This is a genomic window from Ligilactobacillus hohenheimensis (genome assembly GCF_947381805.1).
Classification (GTDB): Bacteria; Bacillota; Bacilli; order Lactobacillales; family Lactobacillaceae; genus Ligilactobacillus; species Ligilactobacillus hohenheimensis.
This window is the reverse complement of the sequence record NZ_CANCXC010000003.1, coordinates 167,749-188,493: the sequence shown is the minus strand read 5'-3', so window position 1 is coordinate 188,493 and position 20,745 is coordinate 167,749. Positions and strand designations below refer to the sequence as shown.

Sequence of the window (20,745 nt, the reverse complement as noted above, 5' to 3'; positions counted from 1 at the left end):
ACTTCGTTAAATTATGTTGCTCAAAAGAGCCCTACACATTTAATTCGTCGATACTGTGTTCAGTTTTCAAAGATCTATCCCGTTGCCGCATATCGCAACGGCAACGATTTATATAATACCGAGATTTCCGACTAACGTCAAGCGAAATTTCCGACTTTCTTGATAATTTTTCGCACACCTTTTAACCAGCAAAAAAGAGGCCGCAACAGAACGTCACGTCCTCTCCTGCCATATCACAAAGTTAACCCCTTAGTCCGAAAAGCCCAAGCCAAAAGCTACCAACTTCACGGTCGAACAATGAGCCTCTTTCAAGGAATCTACTGCTGCATCATCATTTGACGGAACATTTGAAGAATCCCACCAACCATTCCGTTAAGAACGGCATAAACCACAACAAAAATCACCATCGCAATCATCGTCGCAAAGATCCAATCCATCCGCGAATCATCCTTGTTCTCCGCAATCGAAACAATGATTCCCACCGTAAAGATCGAAACAGCTAACGTTAACAAAATCGAACTAGCAATTGTAATATACTGGCAAATTTGCGGGCTTACCAAAGAGCATACTGCTAATAACAGCGATAACACCATCATCCAGTTACTGTAATGGAAAACACGGTTAATGTACGTTAGGAAACCTTCTTGAACTCCGACAGCATACCGCTTAACAAGGTATGCCCCGATGAAAGTCACAAGCATTCCGACAATAATTGCCACAAACGAGAACGCCAATAATTGCCACCCAATTGTAAGAGGCGCCTTTCCACCCTCCATCCGGGCCCGCATCTGCAACGCAACAACAATCGTTTCATTTAAGGTAAACGTGTAAAGAAACGCTAAAACAATAATGTTAACAATCCCAGCCGCTTTGGGACCATCAATAACCGTTGCCGGGGCCTTTAATGATTGCCACAGCCATGAAAAGTATCCTTTAATCCCATTCCATACACGCCGGCCAAAACCTGGCTTTACCTGTTCTCCTTCGGTTGCGTATGATTCAACGTCTTTCTTCTCGTCCTTTGCTGGCTTATCTGCCATCACTCTCGCTCCCTTCTAATCTCATACTCCCGATTCTAACAGATATTATGCCGAAAACATAATGGTTTTTCCGTTTCGCGCCCTAAACCAGATAACACAAGGAGGCAAACAATGATTCTCCCACGGTTACATAACCTTATACAAAAGAAAACGGGCGAAGGAGATTCCAACAAACCGTCTTTCCAGTACAGTTCAGCGTTCTCCGCGCCCGTTTTCTATATCTCATCTTTATTAATTACTTTTTCTTGCGGGTAAACTTCGCCTTAATTCCCCGGCGAATTACCTGGAAGAAGGTCAATGAACGAACAATCCGGTCACCGCCGACGTACTTTCGAACTGCCCGGAGCGCTTCGTGCGGGTGCCGGGCCGCAAACGTAAAGGCCCCGCTCTTCCGCGTTCGAATCGTGAACCGGGGAATCCACCGCCCCTTAAACATTAAGAGGGCCACAACCACGTCGACTTCCTTCCACGGAATCTGGATGAAATCATCCAGGTTCTTTTCGTTATAGTATTCAAACGCCCGGTCGCCGATCATAATTTTCCCGTACGTCGGCAACCCCATAAACGAAGTTGCTTCCATCGTTAGATCAACCTTGGTATTAAGTGACTGAACCATTCTTTTCTTCCTTTCTAGGTAACATACAGGGGGTGAACTTCCTGTCCGCCCCCTGCATTAACTTAGTTCATTACCATTACAGTAATCCGATTACGTGGCCAACAACCCCGACAACAAACAGGGCCAGAATGATCACGATCGGTGAAACCTTCTTCTTCAGTAACCACATGCACAGTAGGGTTAACAGCATTGCTGCTAGTCCCGGCACTAACTGGTCTAACACGTTTTGCATCGTGGTAACCTTAACCGAAGAAAGCGCCCGTCCTTGACCGTTGTTGTACAGTTCAAGGGCCTTCTGGATCCCGTGACTCCCCTTTGGCAGGGAATCCCAGTTAATGTAAGCACCCTTCTGCAGTGGCGTCTTGGAAACGACCGGCTTGAAGTCAATCTTAACCCACCGTTCGATTAACGCCCCGATAACGAACATCCCCATGATGGATGCTCCCCGGGTAACGGTTTGCAGTAACCCACCCGAAAGGTCCTTCGTAATTGCAGAACCAGCCTTGTAACCAAATTCCTGGGTGTACCACATGAAGGCCATCCGGAAGAGGTTCCATACCAGGAAGAACAGGATTGGTCCGAGGACGTTACCCGCAATTGCCATGGCAGCACACAGGGAACCAACAATTGGCCGCACCGTGAACCAGAAGACTGGGTCACCAACCCCGGCCAGCGGGCCCATCATTCCGACCTTAACCCCGTTGATTGCGGCGTCGTCGACCTGACCACCGGCAGCCCGTTCTTCTTCTAGGGCCAGGTTAACCCCGAGAATTGGGGAAGCCATAAACGGCGTCGTGTTAAAGAATTCCATGTGCCGCTTTAAGGCTGCGACCTGGTCTTCCTTCTTCGTGTATAACTTCTTAAGGGCCGGTACCATGGCGTAGCAGTACCCACCGTTCTGCATCCGTTCGTAGTTCCACGAACCCTGCAGGAACGTTGACCGCCACCAAACCTTTAGCCGGTCAACCTTTGATAACTTTGTTTGGCTTTCTGTTGCAAATGTATTTTCCGCCATCGTTGCTCAATCCTCCATTCTAGTAGTCATCCAGGATATCGCCGAGCGGGTCACCAGTGTTACCGCTCCCGCCGTTGTTACCGTTGCCGCTTCCGTTGTTAGCCAGGTTCAGGTAAATCAGCGTCAAGGCTAACCCAATTAACCCGATGGCAAGCAGCGTTAGCTTGCTGAAGACGGCAATTACAAACCCAAGGATAAAGAACGGCCAGACTTCCTTGTTGGCCATCATGTTGATAACCATGGCGTACCCAACGGCCACAACCATGCCACCACCGATGGTCATTCCGGCTGATAACCAGCCCGGAATCAGGTGAAGCGCAGCCCGCACACCGCTAACCGGGATAACCAGTAACAGGGCAGCTGGAACTAAAATCCGGATCCCTTGCAGGCAGGTTGCAACCCACTGCCAGAAACCAATCATCCGGAAGTTTCCGGCGTTGGCCGCAGCATCCATCAAGTGAGAAATAGCCACACAGATGGTCCGCACAATCATGTTCAGGAATAAACCGGCAACGGCCAGTGGAACGGCAATCGCAACGGCCGTCCCCACGCCGTGGATTCCCTGACCACCCTGAACCAGGATAATCGTGGAAGCAACGGATGCTAACGCAATATCAGGCGCAACGGCCGCCCCGATGTTTGCCCAACCAAGAACCATCATCTGGAGCGTTCCACCGAGGACCAAACCAGCGGTTAAGTTCCCGGTGACCAGTCCGATCAGCGTACATACAACGATTGGTTGGTAAAATTCGAATTGGTCCAAAATCCCATCCATTCCGGCCAGGAACGCGATAATCAGGACCAGGATCTTCGCAATCAATGTCATGATCTGTTTTCCTCCTTAAAATATGAAATCAAATAAGTGCTTCTCTGTCATACTCCCCCTAATTGAGCATGATTACTTCTTTTCCAGTTCTTCGCGGGCCTTGTTGACCAGGCTCATCATATCTTCTGGGTTGTCACCAGGGACCTTCCGGACATCGAACTGGATTCCCATTTCCTTCAGCTTGTCGTAGGTCTTAACGTCCTCCATGTTGAGGGACAGCACCTTGTTGACGGCGACTTTTCCTTCGGAGTGGGCCATGGAGCCGATGTTTAACGTCTTGATGTCGACCCCGCCTTCGATTGCCTTAAGGGCATCTTCCGGCGTTTCAAACAGCAACAGGGCCTTGGTGTTCCCGAAGCGTGGGTCCTTGGCGACCTCAATCATCTTCTTAATCGGAATAACGTGGGCCTTAATCCCAGCTGGGGCAGCCTGCTGAATCATCGTCTTCCGCAGCTCGTCGTGGGAAACGTTATCCGATACAACGATGATCCGGTCCGGGTTAACCGACTTGGACCACGCCGTTGCCACCTGCCCGTGAAGGAGCCGGGAGTCAATCCGGGCCAACCCAATCTTAATGTGGCCATCACCAAGGACGGTGCCTTCAGGGATGGCACCAGTGGGCTGTTCATGTTGTTGCTCAGGTTGAGCAGTGTCAGCAGCGCCGGCTGGCATTAGATCTTCTGGCATGGTCTTTACGCCGTCCTTAGCAACCCCCACGATGTGCGTGGCGATTTCCTTGGCGGACGCATCCTGCATGGTCATCCGGGCGGTGTAGGCCTCGATCACCATTGGCAGGTTCATACCAGTAACGATTGCCCAATCCTTATCCTCGTTTTCGCCCAGGAGAATGTTGGCCTGGTTAAAGGGCGTTCCACTCCAGAGGTCGATTAAGAATAAGACGTGGTCGGGATCGTCAAATGAGTTAATGGCGGCTTGCATTTTAGCGCGCACGTCGTCAGGGCCTTCATTGGGCATGAGGGTGCAGGCCTTAACGTTTTGCTGATCACCAAAAATCATTGAACCTGACTGGAAGATGCCATCAGCAAAGCCACCATGACTGGCAAGGATAATTCCTACCATGTGTAATACCTCCTAAAAATATTATGTACCTCGTGGCACATGCGCCACTCAAAGGAAACAAACGGGGCGTTAAACGAGGTGTTTCTCGCTTAAAATCCGCCACAGATTCCGGGACGAATCCCGCGCAACCTGCCGCAAATCCAGCTGAATTCCCCGGGCATGCATCCACCGAAAAGCCGCGACATCAGTTGCATCCACGGCAACGGCGTTTGTTACCATCTGCCGGCCCGCACTGAAACTCAGTGAGCCAACATTAACGCTCTCAACGGCGAGCCCCGCTTCAATTAAAAGACGGGCGCTTTCAGGCGTTGCGGTGATAATCATGACCTTGGTAGAAGCAAGGCGGGAATCATCAACAAGCCGGCAAGCCTGGTCAACCGTTAGAACATTCACAGGGATTCCAACCGGCGCCGCCTGTTGCAGCAGAACCTGGCGAAGCGGGTCGTGGGCGGCCGCATCATCAACCACGAGAATCCGATCAAGCCGAAACGCTTTTGCCCAGCTGGTCGTTACCTGCCCGTGAAGTAACCGGCTATCAATTCGTAATAATTGAACCTGCATTGCTTTGCGGACTGGTAATCGCTTCCCGTCCCGTTAAATCTCCTTTGTAATGGTTTCCAAAAAGTATCATACACCCGTTTTCCGTAAAATAGTGTATCGCCCTAAGTGTATCGTCCTAAATCCCGTACTTACCGGCAAAATAAAATAAAAAAAGCCTTGACACACATTTTGATTGTGTATCAAGACTGTGTATTATTTCGGTTGATACTGTTCGGCCAATAACTGAACAATGTAGTACTCTTCCGCCGGGGCTAATCGGACATTAACCCTTTCCTCCAACCAAGCCGTTGCCCGGTGGACCTGGTCCCAGATCGCGGACTGGTCTTTCTGGGACGTCGCCAACGTTGGCTGGTCAATAGTTAGGGGACTGGCCGTTAGCGTACGCTCAATCGCCCCTGCAAGGTGCATAATGATGCTCATCCGCTGCGTATTATCCAACACGAGCGGCGCGGTATACTGCTGGCAGTATTCCCATAAGACCGGCGTTAGTTTATCAGCGTTAATGAAAGTAAAGTACTTTGTCAGGTACTCCTGCAAGACGCCCATCGTCAACTTCGGCGACTGGTTAATGGCCGTATGCTGGGCAGGAAGCTGGTGGTCATCCTGCGTTACCTGCGCAATAAACTGCGCGGCGCCTCCCTGGAGAAGGTCCTCCAGGCTAATGAACGGCCGATCCAGCGACGGCTTCACTACCCCAGTTGCCCCGAGGACGTTGTACTTCGTCGTAATCGTTGCCAGCTCATCCTGCAAGCCGACCACCGAGACGGGCAGAACGTCGACATCCTGCACCCCCTGGGCAGCCAGCTGTTCTTCCAGCAGCCGCTTAATCTTTTTGGCAGTGCCCTCTCCACTGGAACAAATCGACAAAAGCGCCCGCGGCCGGGTATCCGTTGCATCCACGACGGCCTGCATCTTCTTCATTAACGGCTGGCCCGGCTCGTCGTTTCCCCGGAAGTATCCGTGAAACTCCCGCAACTCGCCGTAGATTGTGTCCAAGTCGGCCCCCACAAGTGCTGTTTTCCGCGCTGCTTCCAGAACCATCGCCGTTGTAACCATGTTAATGGTCCGGACTTCGATCCCCGTTTCAGTCGTTAGTTTCCGACTAAACGTTGCGAGGGAGCCCATGTCAACTAAGAGGAGCACCCCGTTTCCCTGGTCCACCTGCTGCACTGCCCGGGTAATTCCCGTAAACGCGGTTGTCGGACTCATATCAAGCCCCATATCAAAGGCGACCACGTTGTTTACATCGAGTAGTTGCCGGACCACCTGAACCATCGAACTGGCCGTACTACTTCCGTGCGCAGCGACCACCACCCCGACGGTTCCCGTTCGTGAATCCTCCTTTAGGGAAATCAACAGGGCCGCTAAATAGTACACTTCAGACCGCGGAACCGGGAAATGGAAGTGTTCTTCGAGAAGCTGTTTGACTTGCCGGGCAAGCTGAAGTTCCTGACGGTTTTCCTTCACCATTGCAATTAGGTTGGAGGAAACCGTCCGCAGTGATTTCCCCGTCTGCACCCGCTTAGCAAACAAACTCAGGTGTAAGCTCATCGCGTACACAAAATTATTTCCCAGGGAATAATCAACCTGCGGCTCGAGGTGCTGCTTAATTTTCCTGGTAAGGTCAATAAATTCCTGGTCAACCAAATCCTGCAGAGAGCGGTCATTCCGCTGTTCTAAGTCAGCTTCCCGGTAATACGTCTTCATGTGAACGTTAATGTCCGTCTTAATGAAGTTATTAATCGCTTCCTGGTCAAGCCCCTCCTCCTTAAGAACGGCCGCCTTATGCCCAATAATTTCGTAAAGGTTATACGGCAGTTCGTAGGAGTCCTGGCTTTCAGCGCCCGTTGTCCCGTCCGGGTGCACCACCATGGTCGCATCAACAAGTCTGGTTAGTTCGGTTAACGCGTTGCGGTCATTGGCAATCCGCGACATCCCCGCCTGAATCTCCTGGGGAAGCTTGTCAAAGGTAACGGCAATTTCATCCCCCTGTTCGTCCATTCCATCCAGGAAGGCCTGGGCGCATACGAGTTGAACCGCCGACTTTAACTGGGCAACGTTCCCGAACGAAATGCCCCCAATCAACGCCTTTACCACGTCCTCATCCACCCGGATGTTCCGGTCAATCCGGTTGGCTTCAATTGTCAACAGGGTTTGAAGGAGTTGAAGTCGTTCTCGCATCGTCCGCTGGTTAAACCCTGGAATCTGAATGGTAATCGGAATGCGACGAACAAACTCCTGTAATTGGGTACTTTCCGGCGACTCGGTCGTTGCACAAATAATCCGCACGGCCGCCTGCTGCTCACGCTGCTGTTCCCCCACTCGGCTGTAGGTCCCGTGTTCCATGAAATAAAACAGCATTTCCTGGGCCGCCGGGGGAAGCCGGTGTGCTTCGTTCAACAGGAGCATCCCCCCGTCAGCCGCTTGAAGAAGGCCCGCTTCCTGCCCGTCAACACTCCCGAACAGCCGGCGCATCACACCTTCCGGAGTATGCGCGTAGTCGGCGCAGTTAAGGACGGTCAGCTGCGGGGTGGTGATTAGCTGGTTGGCAGCCGCAAACTGGTTCATCGCCGTTGCAAAGAACGTTTTCCCCACCCCCGTCGGCCCGGTTAGTAAAACGTTTAATCCGTGAGGGGGATAAAGCAGGGCGGCCTTAGCCTGTTCAATCTGGTTCTTCAAACTTGTATCCCGGCCGATCATCCGGTCAAACCCGCCAAGTGGATTCCGCTGGCCCTTCCGGTGGCGGGTCAGGATTGTCCCCTCATTGTTATCCTGAACCTGGACAATGTCCTGATGATCCGCCCGGTGGGCCACCTGGGCGGCGGTCATGTACCGAACAGGACGGGTTCGCGTTTTGGCAAGCTTCCCCGTTCGGACCAGGTCATTTAGTTCCTTACTAACGTTCGGCCGCGCAATTCCAAGGGCGGCCGCAATTGTTGTGGTCGTAATTCCATCCGGATATTCCCCCAGGTGGTCCGTAACGTACTGCCATACCCGTTCCCTTCTAGTCGGCATGGTCCATCCCTCCTCATAGTGTATCCATTGTGTATCATATCATGGCAGCCCTTCCGGACGGAACCCTTGCCAATCTATGCTAGAATGACCGTAAACTATCCGGAACGGAGGAATTCTTATGCCTAACTCACCCATTACCCGCCACGAAAAACGCGCCCGCCTCTTTACCATCATCCGGGTTCTTAAGAAGTACGATGCTGCCCGCAACTTTATTCACCAGCAAAACCCCGCGGCCGTCCGTAAAGCCCTTGAAGAACTCGGCCCCACCTTTATCAAGGCAGGCCAGATTCTTTCGACCCGGCCGGACCTTGTTTCTCCCGCCTACATTACCGAATTCCGGAAGCTCCAGGATAACGTTCCCGCCGACGATTTTTCGACGGTCCAGCAGACGTTTACCGCCCAGACAGGAAAAACCATCGCTGCCGTCTTCGCTTCCTTTGATCCCCAACCGTTTGCCTCCGCTTCAATCGGGCAAACCCACCACGCCACCCTCAAGGACGGCACCCCCGTCGTTGTCAAGGTGCAGCACCCCAACGTTCGCCGGCTCGTCCGGACAGACCTCGCTCTTTTCCAGCTTGCCGTTCGCATGCTCCGGTTAACCCCCGAAATCGGTGCGATTGACCCGGCCGAAGTTCTCAGCCAAATCCGGACGTCACTGACCACCGAAATCAACACCGCCATTGAGATTAAAAACGGCGTCCGGTTTTACCAACTGAACAATAACGATGGCGTTATCCGGGTTCCGCGGGTGTACACCGAGTATTCGACCCAAAAAATTCTCGTTACAACGGCGATGCCCGGAAAAAGCATTAAGGACTACGTCACCGAACCACTGAGTTCCGACCCGCAACTTGCTGCCCAGCAACAGGCTGAACGCCGGGAGGTTGCCCAGGTCCTCGTCCAAAACTTTATTAAGCAGGTCTTTCACGATAACTTCTTTCACGCCGATCCCCACCCGGGAAACATCCTCTTTTACCGCGTTACCACTAAGGATAAAACCCGGCACACCGTGGCGCCTCAAACCCTTACCCAGCGACTAACGGAGGATTCGACCGTTACGATACAAAAGGGGGCGCCCCTCCCCGATTACCGGCTGGTTTACCTGGATTTTGGGATGATGGGAACGCTCACCCCTGATTTAGTGGACGGAATGGCCAACGTAATTATTGCCCTTACGACCGGTGACACCCACGAAATTGGGAAAGCCATTCTTGCCGTCTGCAACCGTACCGGAACCGTTGACGAGGAAGAATTTTACGGCGAACTAGGCTCCTTCCTGGCCCCGTACCTCACACTCGGTTTGGGGCAAATCGACTTTCCGGTAATGCTGTACAACATCATTGCCCTCTGCCGGAAAAATAATCTCCAGGTCCGCGCCGAAATTACCCTCCTGGTAAAGGCGTTTGGCTCCCTTGAAGGAATCGTTGCCCAGCTAGACCCCCACCTCTCCCTCATGGACGTCGCCCGGCCGTTTGCTAAGGAATACCTCAAGAGTCACTTTAACCTTCGCCGGGAAACGGAAGCAGGAATGCTTACCCTTCTCCAAGCCCTGCATACCCTGCCCCAGCTTCCCACCCAGTTAACGCGGACGCTTTCCACGTTTAACCAGGGGCAAGCCCGCTTAACCGTTAAGTATAAGGGGCAGGAACGCTTGGTTGATCGCCTAGAACAAATCGCATCACGACTGAGTATCACCATCATCCTGGCCGCCATCATCCTTGGTTCCTCCCTGCTGGTAGCGGGCAGTCCCCACTCCGGCGTTGCCCGGCTAGGGGTGTGTGGCTACGTCATCGCCCTCCTCATCATCGGGGGCATGGCTGGTGCCCACCTCCGCCGGTGGTTCCACCGGTGGCGGCACCGGAAATAACCAGCAGGCTAAATGGTTGTAATTACTATTTGGCGCGATATACTAAAGGTGTAAGGAAGTTAATTCCCGATAAACCACACGAAAGGAAGTTTTGACTATGGCAAACGAATTAAACAACCGGTTAAATGATCTGATGCAGCGGCGGGATGACCTCTTCAACAACTTCGGCCAGTCACTGTTTAACTTTGGCTCTACCAACGAAGAAATGAAGACCGACATTTCCGAAACTGACAAGGATTACAAGGTCGTCGTCGATCTTCCTGGCGTTGATAAGAAGGACATCAGCGTTGACTTTAAGAACAACCAATTAACGATTTCAGCTAAGCGGGATTCGTTCTCAGACGAAAGCGATGCAAACGGCAACGTCATTTCAAGCGAACGGAGTTACGGCCGGTTCACCCGGTCATACCGGTTCCCGAACGTTGACCAGGACAAGATTAGCGCCAAGTACGAAGCTGGCGTCCTCAAAGTTGTCCTGCCAAAGACAGCGGAAGAAATTTCAAACACAAAGCGGATTCAGATTGACTAACTGTGATTTCCGTTATTAACCATTAAAGGCTGGAGTAGGTTCTAGCCTTTTTTTGCGGTTAAAAAGCGCTGATTCTTTTATGATAGCGCTTGCAAAAATAACCGTACGGTGGTATAAAGAGGATGTAAGGAGTCAGTGGATTCCCACCTAGGATGCGGGATTATCCGATCGCACTTGAACCAACAATGTTACTTATTCAGGGGGAGCGACGGGTGCCCGGACATCCATTTACGGAATTACCGGATATGCGTTCCGGAGCGAATCAATTAAGAAAAGGACGTGGGGATAATTAAGATTCCTTTCATTAACTTAATCAGCTGCGTTTCCTAGTAATTACTTTATGCGGGGGAGAACCATTTGAACCTCCACGCGGTTACCATCAGTAAGATTATGGGAAACGGAGCTTTTTTATGCCCTAATTTATACTCATAACTAAGTAGCGTTTAAAAGGAGCTCCACCTTTACAGCGGGTTCGTTTTTGGTGTTTTGTTACATCTCCTTTTTTGTGTTAGAATTGCGAAAAAGGAGAAATTTAAATGAAATTAAATAGTTTTAAAATGATGCGTTTTCTAAGATATGGTCGAATAAAGGATCAAAAACAAGAAAAAAAGCAATCTATTTTGATTTACTACGATACTTTAGAACACAAGTTTGTTTATTTTAGTGCATCAGCCAAAACGTCTAAGAAGGCATTTATTTACAATTTTATTCTGTTTGGAATCATTATTTTACTACTTTGTTGGGACGAATTAATTTCATGGATTACACCATATCAATATTCAATCGCGACAAAAGAATCGGCTTTAACGCAATGGTTAAATCAGTATAAAAGCTCATTTCACTGGTGGATAGGAATAATTATCGGAATTATCGCAATAGGATGGTACATATTCAATCGCCATATCGACCCTAATGAATTTAAAGAACCAACCTCTTGGATGCAAAAGGATCTTTCGGATTCAAATAAAGATTGTGTTTTTTTGTTTCTAATACTGATACTCTTTGATTTCTTCTTTATTTTATTACTCTATAGCGCTTCAGACTTCCCTTTCCCCTATGTAGGCCTAAGCGATATAATTGCGCTTTATTTTATTTTGTTATTTACTTTCTATTTCGCGTGCTTAGTAATTGAAAGTTTAATTGCGTATGTTAAGTATTTATGGTATATTAAAATTGAAAAATAGATTGATAATTATATTAAAAGAGGCTGTAACGTAAATCAGCCTCTTTTAATATATCTGCATATTAATTTCGAATAAGAAGGCACTCCAAACCTTCTCTATAATTTGTTCGATTTTTTGCAGGATACCCATTTTAGTGTTTTATCACACCTTCTTTTTGTTTCACGTGAAACTGACTCATTCAGTCCGCCGAAACGCCCGAACAACCCGCCAGTAGAGCAAGCCGCCGACAATCCCCGTCAACACATCCGCCACCGGCTGAGCCCACAACACTCCCAGGTAGCCGACAAGCGGAATCAAGGTGGCCAAAGCCGCGACGTAGAAAAGTCCCTGGCGGGCAATTGCCATAATAAACGCACTTCCCGCCTTCCCCGCTGACTGGAAAACGGTCGTAAAAACCATTACCGCCCCAATAAACGGCGTTGTCAGGAGGAAAATTCGCATCATCGTCGTCCCCGTCCGAATAATCACCGGGTCATTCATAAAGAGCCGGATTAAGAACGGAGCTGCCACCATTAAGACCACCGTTCCAATCGTGGCGTATCCCACTTCAACCAACAGGTCAAATCCAACCACGGCAGTAAACCGCTTCTGGTTGCGTGCCCCGTAGTTGTATCCCACCAGCGGCTGCGCACCAAAGGCAAAGCCCACCAGAATCAAAATAACAATCATATCAATCTTCATCACGATTCCGGCCGCCGCAATTTTAGTTGTTCCGTAGGGAACCAGGCATTCGTTTAACACCATTAACCCAAAACTCTGCATGAGGTTTGTCAGGGACGCTGGGATTCCAATCACAATCACTTCCTTCACCCACTGCCAGGTGACCCGCAGCTGGCGCGGATCAACCGTGATGACCTGGCAACGGCGAATCACATAGTACAAGTACAAGAGGTCGGTTACAACGTATCCCAGGACCGTGGCAACGGCTGCCCCAGCCGCTCCCATATGGAAGCCAAAGATGAATAGTGGATCGCAACAAATGGTTACGATTGTCCCAGCCACCGACCCAATCATTGCTTCGGTAGCCAGCCCCTCCGTCCGGAGCAAGTTTGTCGGTACCAGCGAGAAAATAATAATCACCGCTCCAAGCGCCATAATTTGGTAAAACCGCCGGGCTTCCCCCCACGTTACGCTCGTTGCCCCTAACAGCCGGAGCAGCGGATGCTCCAGGGCAAACATTCCAAGCGTAACCACTACTCCCAAAGCAACTGCTCCGAACGTACAAAAGCTGCTAATGCGGGTACACGTTTCCCGTTTCCCCTCACCAAGGTAACGGGAGATGAGCGCCGCCCCGCCCAGGCCGAACATATCCCCCATTGCTAGCATGAACGAAAAAAGTGGGGTACAAACCGTTACCGCTGCCACCATCGCTGGCTGGTGGGTCTGGGCAATAAAGAAGGTATCAATTAAGTTGTAGGCCATGCTAACAACCATGCTTAAAACCACCGGTAAAGCGAGCTTAAAGTACGCTTTCGGTACCGGCGTCCGGGCAAATAACTCATCCATAACCGTAAAATCACTCCGTCATTATTAGTTTACGAACCACCGTAGCATAAATTGCCGGCACGCGTAAGGATTATTTCCCAGGAAATATAAACGCTAACGGAAAAGAAACGGGAAGACTGGGGCATCAATCCCAGTTTTCCCGTTTTTTGAAGATTAATCTTTAAACGCGGTCCTATTTTGCTAGTTGTGCGGCGTACTCAATCCCGCGGTCATCCAGATAAGCCTTAATTTGCGGAATTGTAATAAACGGCACGTGCTGCTCGGCCGCTAGCTGCGTTAATTCCGGCCGCCGGGCCATGTGCCCGTCCGGCTTCAACACTTCGATAATCACCGCAACCGGCGCCTTCCCTGCCAGGTAGGCCAAGTCAACTGCAGCTTCTGTGTGGCCCGTCCGCGCCCGGACGCCCCGCTCCTCAGCAATCAACGGCTGAATGTGGCCGGGATGGTTAAACTGGTTCGGCGTTGCCTGCGCGTCTGCAATCAGGTTAATGGTGGCTGCCCGGTCAAAGGCTGATACCCCGGTTGTAACCCCCGCCGCATCAAAGCTTGCATCGGTTGTCACCATAAACGGCGTTCCGTTCGGGTCCGTACTGTGCTTAACCATCATCTTGAACCCGAGCTTTTCTGCAATCCCAGCGCTAACCGGGACGCACATCAACCCGTTCGCCAATCTTAACATCTGGTAAACGGTTTGCGGCGTAATGTTTTGGCCTAACGCAACGAGGTCTCCTTCGTTTTCGCGGGATTCATCGTCCGCTAAAATGATAAACTTTCCCGCCTGCAATGCAGCGATTGCTTCGTCAACAGTATTAAAGTGCTCTGTCATTTGATCGGCTCCTTTATCTTCCTTGACCACGACTTCATGCGACACCTTTATACTATTACGAACAAAATTAAATTCAACCCTTTTAATGTACGTAATTATCTGTATAATTAATACGTGTTGGGGCTAAAGTAATTAATGTTATAGGATATAACGAACGATGTCCTTTAGGAAAAGCGCCGTCACTCGGCTCCTCTTCATTTTTTACCTTCCTTATTCGGAAATTCCCTCATCTGCCAGTCGCCCCTTCGGAGAAATGCTATAATGGGGACATGCGAAAATATACATTACCAGTGGTTCTGCTGATCCTTAGCGTCATCATCCCGTGGACCGTTAACATGTTTACGACAATCGGGGTAAACGGCACAATTAACAAACCGCACTGGATTTCCTGGACAGCTAGTGCACTGTTAATTTTAGCGGCAATTATCACCGCAGTGATGATCCATAAGCACAACAAGTAGAATCCCAACCAAAAAGAGGCCCGTGAATAACGGACCTTTTTTATCTTACTGAATATTATCCTTCAGGTAGTCGTACAACATCGCGTGCCGGACATCCTGGGCGTCAACCCCGAGAACCCCGAGAATGCGGTAGGCGAACGCTAATGCGGTTGCCGGCCCCCGGCTCGTGATGATCTTTCCTTCCTGATCAACAACGGTAATGTCCTCCGTGAAATGCCCGTCCTGAGCGTGGGTTTCAATTTCCGGGTAAGAAGTATACGTGCGACCATCAAGTAACCCGTAGCGCCCCAACGCCATTGGAGCCGCACACATTGCCGCGTTCCACTTTCCGTTCGCATGCCGCTGTTTCATCAATGCCATTAGCTGGTCACTGTCACGCAGGGCCGTTGCGCCCCCCATTCCGCCAGGAAAGATTACCACGTCGTAGTCTAACAAATGATCCCCGAGGACCGCGTCACACGTTACCGTAATGCCGTGACCGCCCGTAACCACCCGGTCCTCTAACCCAACCATGGTGACCTGCACTCCGGCCCGTCGCAGAACATCAACCTGCGTTAGCCCTTCAATTTCCTCAAATCCTGGTGCAAACATTACTGCTGCCGTCTTTGTCATTCCAAACTCCTCCTTCTTTTAATCCTTATCCATTACCGCGCCGGTAAACGCATTAATCTGCCGGTACGTGACGTTGCCCGTCGTCTTACTCCGGATGCTAAAGACCCACGTGGGAACGTAAATCACGTGCTGGTTTGCTGCTAACAGCTTCGTGTACCCCAGCCGCACCCACTGAACCGTCGAGTTACTGTTAATCTTATTGTACTGATACAGTGCGATTAACGCCCGCTTAGCGCTAATCATCCGTTGCTTTTTCGGCAACCGCCGGGGCGTTTTAACGTACCCCTGCGTGTACCCCGTCACGATTCCGTTGCGCACATTAAACCGCACCTGACCGGCCTGAGTTAACGCGGGAACTCCCTTAAAGCTTTGCGTATAAACGACCTGGTTTTTTGTCGATAGCTGTCTGTCATACCGGTACTGCTTACCGTTGACCACCCGGGTCCGAATGACGGAATTCAACACCCGCGTTGGGTGCTTCACGTTAACGTGGATTGCCGTGGCAAACGTTGCCGTTAGTCCCTGATTATTGTCAGTCCAGTTTTCATCGTGAAGGCGCCCGGGTTTATTCCGAAAAACATCCGTTTCCGGGCTGACCACGTAGTACCCCCACTCCCGCTTATCAGGAAGCTTCCCGTACGTAATCTGATCCTCCTTAATGTTTCGGAGAACCAGCGCCGTTGAACTTGTCGGGCTGGTATTGGTCACGCTTAGGAGGCGGGCCTGTTGGGTAAATGACCCCACCAGGAAAATATCGAGTGCGATAAACGCAATTAGAAAAATCCATTCAATTCGCTTGAAATTCATCCCAATTCCTCCTAGTGGTGGGCAATAACCCGTTGATAATCCTGCCACTGGCCGTTTATCCGGATAAAGTAGGTTGGTGTGAGGTCAGCAACTTCTCCCGACGCCTTATTCGCATGCCACTGGTAGCCCACCGTAATTCCCGTTACCTTATCCGCCGAAATTCCCGCGGCCGCAAGCTGGTTAAACACCTCTGCCGTCGCTGGAAGATGAACCTGGTGGGCCCCCGCCCCAGACGGAATTGCCACCTGAAGGCCATACTGGGAAAACGTCACCGAAGTCGTGGCCGTGGCCGTTTGCCGAATGGTATACATTCCCCGACTAACCGATGAGATGATTGGAAAGCCGGCCACGTAACTACAGTAGGTTGCCGTATGATGCGGCTGCGAATAACTTAAAAAGTGAACGGCGGTTAGCCCGACATCCAGGTCATTCAACCGCTTAACGTTACTAGTTAGAACCGTCGTTGCATCATCCGGCTGCCCCCGACGACGGTACTGGTCGTATGCAATCACACCTTCTTTTTGATTAACGGTTAGGCGCTGGTTGCTATCAGTATACGTTGTCGTGTTTGCCTGCTGCCGCGAATCAATGATATACGAGCTATTCGCCCCCATTAACCGGGTAACGAGCTGGTTAGCCGGCTGCTTATTTACAAGATAGCTGACCTGCGGCAAACTCAGCCCGGCCGGGTACGTCACCGTCATTTTCCCGGCAATGCGCTGGAACGTTATGGGAGTGCGCTGGCCTTTCAGCGTAACGAGGGTATGAACCATGCGCCGGACCGCCGTTCCCCGAACCGGTACTACGTACTCCTGGCGATGGGCGTCGTCCAGTAAGTACAACCGGTCAGGTTTCTTCGTAGAAATCAACACGTGGTTGACCTGAAAAGATGCACCACTTCCCCCACGACGAAGCAGTTTTTTAAACAGTCCGCCCGGAAGTGGATCCGGATAACTCAAAATAACCGTATCAGCCCGGTGAAACTCACCCTGATAATCATGAGCAGTCAGCGCAACCGGTGTTATCCGGTCGGCATTCGTCGCCGCTAATCCCCGCTGAATTACGTGCATTGCCTCATTTGTTTTGGACTGAACCTGCTCCTGCTTTCCGCCTCCCCGGTTAATCACAACCGTTGTGGGAACGTACAGGTCACTCGCCTTCCAGGTCGCCGTCTGCGTTGTTGGTTGTCGGAGCGTCGGCGTCCGTTTACTGTGCGGCCGCTGAAAGGGGTTGGCCCATATCAAAAACGAGAACGTAACACTAACAATCAGGGCCAAGAGCAACGCGATGTGCAGCCAGTTTTCCCGAAACCACCTAAGCATCTTCATCCCACAGGTCTCCTTCCTCGTATTCTTCCGACGGGAGGGAAATAAAGAACGTTGAGCCCTTTCCTTCCGTGCTGGTTACCCAAATCTTCCCGTGCAGAAGCTCAATTACTTCCTTGGAGATGGCTAACCCCAGACCAGTTCCCCCCTGGGCCCGCGAACGGGCCTTATCAACCCGGAAGAACCGGTCGAAAATATGGTCGATGTCCTTTTTCGGAATTCCTAATCCCTGATCAGCCACACTCAAAACAACGTTGTTGCGCTCCTGTTGCAGACGGCACGTAATTGTTCCCCCATCCGGTGAGTACTTCACCGCATTGGTCATGATGTTATCAATCACCTGCGTAAACTTATCCTGGTCGACCTCCGCCCACAGGCTTGTTGCCGTAAAGTCCCGCTTAATGGTGAGTTGCGGTTTCCCTTCTTCCCGGTTTTTAGCAAGCATCATATCAAACCGGTCAAGGATGTAACTAAACAACTCGTTGATGTTCACGAGTTCCAGTTCAAGCTTGACCGTGCCGGAATCCATCCGGGACAGGTTTAGCAGGTCGTTAATCATCCGGATCATCCGGTCGGTTTCATCCTGCGTTACCCGCAAAAATTCCGGTGCAACTTCCGGGTCCTTCCACGCCCCTTCGTTAAGAGCTTCAATGTAGCTTCGAACACTTGTTAACGGCGTCCGTAATTCATGCGAAACGTTGGATACAAACTGCCGCCGTTCCCGGTCAACCCGTTGCTGCTCGGTAACATCGTGCAGAACGCAAACCAACCCCGCCGTATAGCCCGTTTGGCGCTGAATCAGGGAGAAGAACGCCTTTAAAATCTGCTCGTGGTCGTCGTCAGACAGGTTAATCTTAATTTCATCCTGCTTTTCGAGCAGGTCACGAAAGGCGTACTGCCCGCGAATTCCTAAAACGTCCAGAATTGATTTCCCAATCACGTCATGCTCCGCGACACCTAATAACGCACACGCCTTATCGTTAATGATGGTAATCAAGCCCCGCCGGTCGGTCGCCAGCACCCCATCAGACATGTGGGTCAGCACGCTGTCAAGACGGCGCCGCTCCGCTTCCGTTGAGGCCTGGGCGTTTTCCACCCGCACCGAGAGGTCGTTGACCGCCGTGGCAAGTTCCCCTAGCTCGTCGTTCCCGTACACCTTAACCCGGCCCGAGTAATCCCCCCGGGCAATCCGGGTAGTCTGCCGCTTCATCTCTTCGATTGGTTGGGTAATCGTCCGCGCAATCAGCAGGGCCAACAATAACCCGACCACCGTGGCAATCAGCGATGCCGTAGCGAAAATCATCGTTACGTTGTTTACGGCGTTATACACGGCGTCGAGGTTGGCCCGGATATAGACGGCCCCCACCACCGTGTTCGTGTTCCCCGTTGTGCTTAACAACGGCGTGATTGTGACGTAGTAGCGATGGTTATCTGAGCGGTTAACCAGCATCTTCGTGTCCGTTTTGCCGTCGTACAAAACCCGTTTGATGTCATTATCCGTTGTTTTCTGACCAACCAGGTTACGCCCATCAGTGTTACTTACTCCCCGAATAACCCCCTTAGGGTCAACCACCTGAATCGTCGTAATATTGTCGTTGTTAATCCCCGCGATTATCTTGTGGATCCGGGCGTTTGTGTCCTTGGTGGGGTGGCTCATCACCGAAACCAGCGTGTTTTCAACGTACGATGAAAGCTCCGTTCGCTGCTTAAACGTCTTCAGGTTATCCGTTTTAAGTTGCTGCACAAAAATAATCCCCACAATTTGAAAAATCAGTAGGAGTAGCAGCACAAACGAAAAGGCAATCTTAACGTAGATTGACCGTAGTGGGTTGGTTCGTTGTTTAATCCGTTCCTTCCAGCTCATGGAACTAGCCTACTCTTCTTCCGGGTTCCGCAGATAATAGCCCACTCCCCGCCGGGTTACAAGCCAAACCGGCCGGCTCGGGGTGTCCTCAATCTTTTCCCGCAGCCGTCGGACCGTCACGTCAACCGTCCGGACGTCCCCGAAGTAGTCGTACCCCCAAACCGTCTGTAACAGGTGCTCCCGGGTCATTACCTGGCCTAAATGCTGGGCCAGGTAACTTAGTAGTTCAAACTCGCGGTGGGTTAACTCAATCTTTTCCCCGTTCTTCGCGACCGTGTACGACTTCGGGTAGATTACAAGGGAACCGACCTCAATGTTTTGGCCCTCCGCGGCCTCTTCCTTCGCACTCGTGACGTTGGCTTCCTGCCGCCGCAGGTTAGCCTTGACCCGCGCTACCAGTTCCCGGTTAGAGAACGGCTTCGTTACGTAGTCATCCGCTCCCATTTCAAGGCCGAGAACCTTGTCAATCTCCGCGTCCTTCGCCGTAACCATAATGATTGGCATGTTGTATTCTTTCCGCACTTCCCGCGCCACTTCAAGGCCGTCAATCTTCGGTAGCATGAGGTCCAGAACAATCAAGTCTGGAACAATCTCCTTCACCTTTGCGAGGGCTTCCTCCCCGTCGTAGGCAGTGTGCACCTCGTACCCCTCCTTTGAGAGGTTAAACTTGATAATGTCAGAAATTGGTTTTTCGTCGTCAACAACTAGAATCTTCTTCATCCCGTTGGCCTCCTTCTTTGGGATATTAATAGCCCCACTAATCCGGTCTAATTATACATCATTCCTAAATAGCGCTGAAACCCCTGCCATTTTACCGGCCCGCACCACCGTGAATTTTTTAAAAAAGAGGGTTGCAATCATCGTAATTAGCTGGTAGTATATATATCGTCGTTGGAACGGAGGTTGTTCCTTCGGTGATTAAAAATATGGGTGGTTAGCTCAGCTGGCAGAGCAACGGACTCTTAATCCGTGGGTCCAGGGTTCGATCCCCTGACCACCCATCAGAGATTTACCTGGCGTCGTCCTCGGACGAGGCCTTTTTTATAATTTTATTTTATTCATCATCAGGAATACTAGCCAAGAACTTTTTGCTTATGATACAATTATCGTTGTTCGATATTAATAATTATGAAAACGAGGTGCGCCATGGCAAACGATAGTATTACAAAGCAACAATCAAATACGATTAACGACCTGTTATTCCGGCTATATGACCGGGTGCGGTACGTGGAAGACAGCGAATTAAAGAAGAGCCCGTTTAGTGACATCACTGCCCGGGAACTTCACCTGATTCACGTTGTTTCCCTTCACGATAAGAAGCCAATTTCCCGGATTGCGCGGCAGCTAAACCTGACAAAGGGGACGCTGACAAAGAGCATCGATCAGCTAGAAGACAAGGGTTACGTCGAACGGATTCGGAATAAAAAGGACCGGCGGGTAATTAACATTGGCCTTACGAAGAAGGGCCGGGTGTTATACCGGGCTCACAACAAACTTCACCAGCAGGCAATGAGCTCCCTGTTAAGCGGAATGGACAAGAACGAGGTTGAAGCATTGATCAACGCGCTCCAACAAATGAGTGACTACTTCGAAACGTTCAAGTAAACAGCA

Annotated in this window: 19 protein-coding genes and 1 tRNA gene; 6 read left to right on the top strand and 14 right to left on the bottom strand. The window is 50.9% G+C overall.

Features of this window, described 5'->3' with window-relative positions; genetic code table 11:
* Window positions 1–317: 317 nt before the first annotated feature.
* From QOR60_RS05615 to QOR60_RS05585, 7 genes are all read right to left on the bottom strand, one after another.
* Window positions 318–1,040, bottom strand: coding sequence for a hypothetical protein (locus QOR60_RS05615; RefSeq protein WP_283582386.1), 723 nt, complete (start codon window positions 1,038–1,040; stop codon window positions 318–320).
* 235 nt (window positions 1,041–1,275) lie between these two features.
* Window positions 1,276–1,656 (bottom strand): DUF956 family protein, encoded by a 381-nt coding sequence (locus QOR60_RS05610; protein ID WP_283582385.1) that lies wholly within the window; start codon window positions 1,654–1,656, stop codon window positions 1,276–1,278.
* Between the two features lie 76 nt (window positions 1,657–1,732).
* Window positions 1,733–2,671, bottom strand: coding sequence for a PTS system mannose/fructose/sorbose family transporter subunit IID (locus QOR60_RS05605; RefSeq protein ID WP_283582384.1), 939 nt, complete (start codon window positions 2,669–2,671; stop codon window positions 1,733–1,735).
* 19 nt (window positions 2,672–2,690) lie between these two features.
* Window positions 2,691–3,497 carry a PTS mannose/fructose/sorbose transporter subunit IIC gene (locus QOR60_RS05600; protein WP_283582383.1) on the bottom strand — a complete coding sequence of 269 codons (807 nt, stop codon included), beginning with the start codon at window positions 3,495–3,497 and terminating at the stop codon, window positions 2,691–2,693.
* A gap of 72 nt (window positions 3,498–3,569) precedes the next feature.
* Window positions 3,570–4,577: a PTS sugar transporter subunit IIB gene (locus tag QOR60_RS05595; RefSeq protein ID WP_283582382.1), complete on the bottom strand. Its 1,008-nt coding sequence runs from the start codon at window positions 4,575–4,577 to the stop codon at window positions 3,570–3,572.
* A gap of 69 nt (window positions 4,578–4,646) precedes the next feature.
* Window positions 4,647–5,138 carry a PTS system mannose/fructose/N-acetylgalactosamine-transporter subunit IIB gene (locus QOR60_RS05590; RefSeq protein WP_283582381.1) on the bottom strand — a complete coding sequence of 164 codons (492 nt, stop codon included), beginning with the start codon at window positions 5,136–5,138 and terminating at the stop codon, window positions 4,647–4,649.
* A gap of 192 nt (window positions 5,139–5,330) precedes the next feature.
* On the bottom strand, window positions 5,331–8,153 hold the full coding sequence (locus QOR60_RS05585; protein ID WP_283582380.1) for a sigma-54-dependent transcriptional regulator: 2,823 nt from the start codon (window positions 8,151–8,153) through the stop codon (window positions 5,331–5,333).
* A gap of 118 nt (window positions 8,154–8,271) precedes the next feature.
* On the opposite strand from QOR60_RS05585, the gene QOR60_RS05580 reads away from it, so the two are divergent.
* From QOR60_RS05580 to QOR60_RS05570, 3 genes are all read left to right on the top strand, one after another.
* Window positions 8,272–10,020, top strand: coding sequence for an ABC1 kinase family protein (locus QOR60_RS05580; protein WP_283582379.1), 1,749 nt, complete (start codon window positions 8,272–8,274; stop codon window positions 10,018–10,020).
* Window positions 10,021–10,117: 97 nt separating this feature from the next.
* Entirely contained in the window at window positions 10,118–10,549 is a 432-nt protein-coding gene (locus QOR60_RS05575) for an Hsp20/alpha crystallin family protein (RefSeq protein WP_283582378.1), read from the top strand.
* A gap of 536 nt (window positions 10,550–11,085) precedes the next feature.
* Window positions 11,086–11,733: a hypothetical protein gene (locus QOR60_RS05570; RefSeq protein ID WP_283582377.1), complete on the top strand. Its 648-nt coding sequence runs from the start codon at window positions 11,086–11,088 to the stop codon at window positions 11,731–11,733.
* A 174-nt stretch (window positions 11,734–11,907) separates the two neighbouring features.
* Here the strand turns inward: QOR60_RS05570 and QOR60_RS05565 are convergent, their stop codons facing one another.
* A complete protein-coding gene (locus tag QOR60_RS05565; RefSeq protein WP_283582376.1) occupies window positions 11,908–13,239 on the bottom strand; it encodes an MATE family efflux transporter in 1,332 nt (443 codons plus the stop codon).
* Window positions 13,240–13,411: 172 nt separating this feature from the next.
* Complete coding sequence (gene ribB / locus QOR60_RS05560; protein ID WP_283582375.1) at window positions 13,412–14,065, bottom strand: 3,4-dihydroxy-2-butanone-4-phosphate synthase; 654 nt, start codon at window positions 14,063–14,065, stop codon at window positions 13,412–13,414.
* A 269-nt stretch (window positions 14,066–14,334) separates the two neighbouring features.
* Here ribB and QOR60_RS05555 point away from each other — a divergent pair, with 269 nt between their 5' ends.
* Window positions 14,335–14,526, top strand: a complete 192-nt coding sequence (locus QOR60_RS05555; RefSeq protein ID WP_283582374.1) for a DUF3955 domain-containing protein — start codon at window positions 14,335–14,337, stop codon at window positions 14,524–14,526.
* 45 nt (window positions 14,527–14,571) lie between these two features.
* Here QOR60_RS05555 and QOR60_RS05550 read toward each other — a convergent pair whose 3' ends face one another.
* Genes QOR60_RS05550 through yycF form a run of 5 tightly spaced genes read right to left on the bottom strand, consistent with a single transcriptional unit; the run spans window position 14,572 to window position 19,854 of the window.
* The gene (locus tag QOR60_RS05550) at window positions 14,572–15,138 is read right to left on the bottom strand and encodes a DJ-1 family glyoxalase III (protein ID WP_283582373.1); all 567 of its coding nucleotides are present in this window, start codon (window positions 15,136–15,138) and stop codon (window positions 14,572–14,574) included.
* A gap of 18 nt (window positions 15,139–15,156) precedes the next feature.
* Window positions 15,157–15,945, bottom strand: a complete 789-nt coding sequence (locus QOR60_RS05545; RefSeq protein WP_283582372.1) for a two-component system regulatory protein YycI — start codon at window positions 15,943–15,945, stop codon at window positions 15,157–15,159.
* 11 nt (window positions 15,946–15,956) lie between these two features.
* The gene (gene yycH, locus QOR60_RS05540; protein ID WP_283582371.1) at window positions 15,957–17,273 is read right to left on the bottom strand and encodes a two-component system activity regulator YycH; all 1,317 of its coding nucleotides are present in this window, start codon (window positions 17,271–17,273) and stop codon (window positions 15,957–15,959) included.
* Window positions 17,260–19,134 (bottom strand): cell wall metabolism sensor histidine kinase WalK, encoded by a 1,875-nt coding sequence (gene walK, locus QOR60_RS05535; protein WP_283582370.1) that lies wholly within the window; start codon window positions 19,132–19,134, stop codon window positions 17,260–17,262. Before walK ends, yycH begins: the two co-directional genes overlap by 14 nt.
* A gap of 9 nt (window positions 19,135–19,143) precedes the next feature.
* Window positions 19,144–19,854, bottom strand: coding sequence for a response regulator YycF (gene yycF, locus QOR60_RS05530; RefSeq protein ID WP_283582369.1), 711 nt, complete (start codon window positions 19,852–19,854; stop codon window positions 19,144–19,146).
* A gap of 208 nt (window positions 19,855–20,062) precedes the next feature.
* Here yycF and QOR60_RS05525 point away from each other — a divergent pair.
* A tRNA-Lys gene (locus tag QOR60_RS05525) sits at window positions 20,063–20,135 on the top strand.
* Between the two features lie 145 nt (window positions 20,136–20,280).
* The gene (locus QOR60_RS05520) at window positions 20,281–20,739 is read left to right on the top strand and encodes a MarR family winged helix-turn-helix transcriptional regulator (RefSeq protein WP_283582368.1); all 459 of its coding nucleotides are present in this window, start codon (window positions 20,281–20,283) and stop codon (window positions 20,737–20,739) included.
* Window positions 20,740–20,745 lie beyond the last annotated feature (6 nt).

Bases quoted from the DNA above. Each gene is read 5' to 3' on its own strand.
- QOR60_RS05615 (WP_283582386.1), bottom strand. From the start codon at position 1,040: ATGGCAGATAAGCCAGCAAAGGACGAGAAGAAAGACGTTGAATCATAC.
- QOR60_RS05610 (WP_283582385.1), bottom strand. From the start codon at position 1,656: ATGGTTCAGTCACTTAATACCAAGGTTGATCTAACGATGGAAGCAACT.
- QOR60_RS05605 (WP_283582384.1), bottom strand. From the start codon at position 2,671: ATGGCGGAAAATACATTTGCAACAGAAAGCCAAACAAAGTTATCAAAG.
- QOR60_RS05600 (WP_283582383.1), bottom strand. From the start codon at position 3,497: ATGACATTGATTGCGAAGATCCTGGTCCTGATTATCGCGTTCCTGGCC.
- QOR60_RS05595 (WP_283582382.1), bottom strand. From the start codon at position 4,577: ATGGTAGGAATTATCCTTGCCAGTCATGGTGGCTTTGCTGATGGCATC.
- QOR60_RS05590 (WP_283582381.1), bottom strand. From the start codon at position 5,138: ATGCAGGTTCAATTATTACGAATTGATAGCCGGTTACTTCACGGGCAG.
- QOR60_RS05585 (WP_283582380.1), bottom strand. From the start codon at position 8,153: ATGCCGACTAGAAGGGAACGGGTATGGCAGTACGTTACGGACCACCTG.
- QOR60_RS05580 (WP_283582379.1), top strand. From the start codon at position 8,272: ATGCCTAACTCACCCATTACCCGCCACGAAAAACGCGCCCGCCTCTTT.
- QOR60_RS05575 (WP_283582378.1), top strand. From the start codon at position 10,118: ATGGCAAACGAATTAAACAACCGGTTAAATGATCTGATGCAGCGGCGG.
- QOR60_RS05570 (WP_283582377.1), top strand. From the start codon at position 11,086: ATGAAATTAAATAGTTTTAAAATGATGCGTTTTCTAAGATATGGTCGA.
- QOR60_RS05565 (WP_283582376.1), bottom strand. From the start codon at position 13,239: ATGGATGAGTTATTTGCCCGGACGCCGGTACCGAAAGCGTACTTTAAG.
- ribB (WP_283582375.1), bottom strand. From the start codon at position 14,065: ATGACAGAGCACTTTAATACTGTTGACGAAGCAATCGCTGCATTGCAG.
- QOR60_RS05555 (WP_283582374.1), top strand. From the start codon at position 14,335: ATGCGAAAATATACATTACCAGTGGTTCTGCTGATCCTTAGCGTCATC.
- QOR60_RS05550 (WP_283582373.1), bottom strand. From the start codon at position 15,138: ATGACAAAGACGGCAGCAGTAATGTTTGCACCAGGATTTGAGGAAATT.
- QOR60_RS05545 (WP_283582372.1), bottom strand. From the start codon at position 15,945: ATGAATTTCAAGCGAATTGAATGGATTTTTCTAATTGCGTTTATCGCA.
- yycH (WP_283582371.1), bottom strand. From the start codon at position 17,273: ATGAAGATGCTTAGGTGGTTTCGGGAAAACTGGCTGCACATCGCGTTG.
- walK (WP_283582370.1), bottom strand. From the start codon at position 19,134: ATGAGCTGGAAGGAACGGATTAAACAACGAACCAACCCACTACGGTCA.
- yycF (WP_283582369.1), bottom strand. From the start codon at position 19,854: ATGAAGAAGATTCTAGTTGTTGACGACGAAAAACCAATTTCTGACATT.
- QOR60_RS05520 (WP_283582368.1), top strand. From the start codon at position 20,281: ATGGCAAACGATAGTATTACAAAGCAACAATCAAATACGATTAACGAC.